Source organism: Intestinibacter sp., assembly GCF_034113885.1.
Taxonomy (GTDB): Bacteria; Bacillota; Clostridia; order Peptostreptococcales; family Peptostreptococcaceae; genus Intestinibacter.
The window spans coordinates 1-2388 of record NZ_JAXEWM010000256.1; the positions used below are offsets into that span (position 1 = coordinate 1).

General features: G+C 31.3%; 2 protein-coding genes. Both read left to right on the forward strand.

What is annotated here, in order from left to right; all coding sequences use genetic code 11:
• The first annotated feature begins 395 nt into the window (after positions 1-395).
• Positions 396-1361 (forward strand): ABC transporter substrate-binding protein, encoded by a 966-nt coding sequence (locus SPD90_RS15200; RefSeq protein WP_320925791.1) that lies wholly within the window; start codon positions 396-398, stop codon positions 1359-1361.
• 146 nt (positions 1362-1507) lie between these two features.
• The coding region (locus SPD90_RS15205; protein ID WP_320925792.1) for an ABC transporter permease at positions 1508-2388 on the forward strand (881 nt) is incomplete at its 3' end.

The following is a 2388-nucleotide window of genomic DNA, read 5'->3' on the forward strand; positions in this document are numbered from 1 at the left end:
GAAAAACTCACTTGTTAAAATACATATATGCATTAACCAAATTTGTAGGTAATTAGGACAACACTAAGATAGAAATAGCTAAAGAATTTTTTAATACAGAATAATCTAATTTAGTAAAAAACAATCTAGAAAAGGCTGAAATTGAAAATAGTGTCATAATAGAAGCTGATTCTAGACTTTTAGATGATATTAAGTAAGAAATTCACTGTGAGAGATATTTATCCGAAACTCAATTTAAATAAATTAATCGAATTCGATTATTTATATCGAAAAATTAGAAAATTTCGAAATAAATGGCAATATTTGTTGACTTTAAAATGTTAAATAATATATAATTTTTATATAACGATATATAATTTTTATATATATAATTTAAACACAGGGGGAAGTATAGAATGAAAAAATTTCTAGCAATTATACTTACAGCAGTCATGTCTTTAGGACTTGTTGCATGTGGTAATTCATCAAATGGCGATGACAAAACATACAACGTAGGTATTTGTCAGCTTGTTCAACACGAAGCACTTGATGCAGCTACACAAGGGTTCAAAGATGAATTAACTAAAGAATTAGGAGAAGATGCAGTTACATTCGATGAACAAAATGCACAAGGAGATTCTGCTACATGTTCTACAATTATCAATGGATTTGTTTCTAATAATGTAGACTTAATTTTAGCAAATGCTACACCAGCACTTCAAGCAGCTCAAGCTGGAACAAATGAAATACCAATACTTGGTACATCTGTAACTGAATACGGTGTTGCATTAGGAATCAAAGATTTCGATGGATTAGTAGGAAGCAATATTTCAGGGACATCTGACCTTGCTCCACTTGATCAACAAGCAGCTATGTTAAAGGAATTATTCCCAGATAAGAAAAATGTAGGTCTTGTTTACTGTACAGCAGAAGCAAACTCTCAATATCAAGTAGACACAGTAAAGAAAGAACTTGAAAATTTAGGATATACATGTAAATTATATGGATTCTCTGATTCAAATGATTTAAGCTCTGTAGCCAAAACAGCAGCAGATGAATCTGATGTAATCTATGTACCAACAGATAATACAGTAGCATCAAATGCAAGCATAATAGACAATATATGCCGTCCAGCAAAAATTCCTGTAATAGCTGGTGAAGAAGGTGTTTGTAAAGGCTGTGGTGTAGCTACTTTATCTATAAGCTATTATGATTTAGGTGTGGCTACTGGAAAGATGGCTGCAAAAGTATTAACAGGAGAATCTAAAATAGAAGAAATGAAAATAGAATATGCTCCTGAATTTACTAAGAAATACAATAAAGAAATATGTAAAGACCTTGGAATAGAAATTCCAGATGATTATGTAGCTATTGAAAAATAGAAATTCTATATAATTATGAAGCTATTGAAAAATAATTAATATAATAAAAACAGCAAGGGGAGTTTCAACTTGCTGTTTTTACAGTTTAAAAATTATTTAATATTAAGTAATTTATAATACATTTAAAGATTGGTAGGTTAAAAAATATGAATATTATGAGTTTAACAACAGCGATGCCAGGAGCACTTGCCCAGGGGTTAATATGGGGTATCATGGCTATAGGGGTTTATATTACTTTTCGAGTTTTAGATATTGCAGATTTAACAGTTGACGGAACATTATGTACAGGTGGTGCTGTATGTATTATGATGATGCAATCAGGTCATAATGTATGGGTGTCACTTTTGTGGGCGTTTATCGCAGGTTTACTTGCTGGTATGGTGACAGGTATACTTTATACGTTTATGGGTATACCAGCTATTTTAGCGGGGATTTTAACACAATTAGGACTATTTTCAATTAATTTAAAAATAATGGGAAAAGCAAATCAAGCTATCAACGTAGATCAATTTGATTTACTTGTATCTCTACGCTATATTAAGGGAGTTCCGCTTTTACAAAATACTTTATTTATTGTAGCACTTATAATTGTAATTTTAATAGGTATATTATATTGGTTCTTCGGAACAGAATTAGGAGCAGCTATTCGTGCGACTGGATGTAATGATTGTATGGCTCGTGCACAGGGGATAAATACTTCTTTAAGTAGTGTTATAGGGCTTATGATATCAAATGCTTTAGTTGCATTTTCTGGGGCTTTGCTTTCACAATATCAAGGATTTGCCGATATAAATATGGGGCGTGGAGCTATCGTAATTGGTTTGGCGGCTGTTATAATTGGTGAAGCAATATTTGGTAAAATATCTACAAATTTTGGATTTAAAGTATTATCAGTTGCTTTAGGTGCTATTATATATTACATAGTATTACAAGTAGTAATATGGATGGGTATAGATACAGACTTATTGAAATTATTATCTGCAGTTGTTGTTGCAATTTTCCTTGCTATACCAACTATGAAGAGTAA

What these genes read in the sequence shown, in the direction of transcription:
- SPD90_RS15200 (WP_320925791.1), top strand. Translation starts at nt 396, where the DNA reads ATGAAAAAATTTCTAGCAATTATACTTACAGCAGTCATGTCTTTAGGA.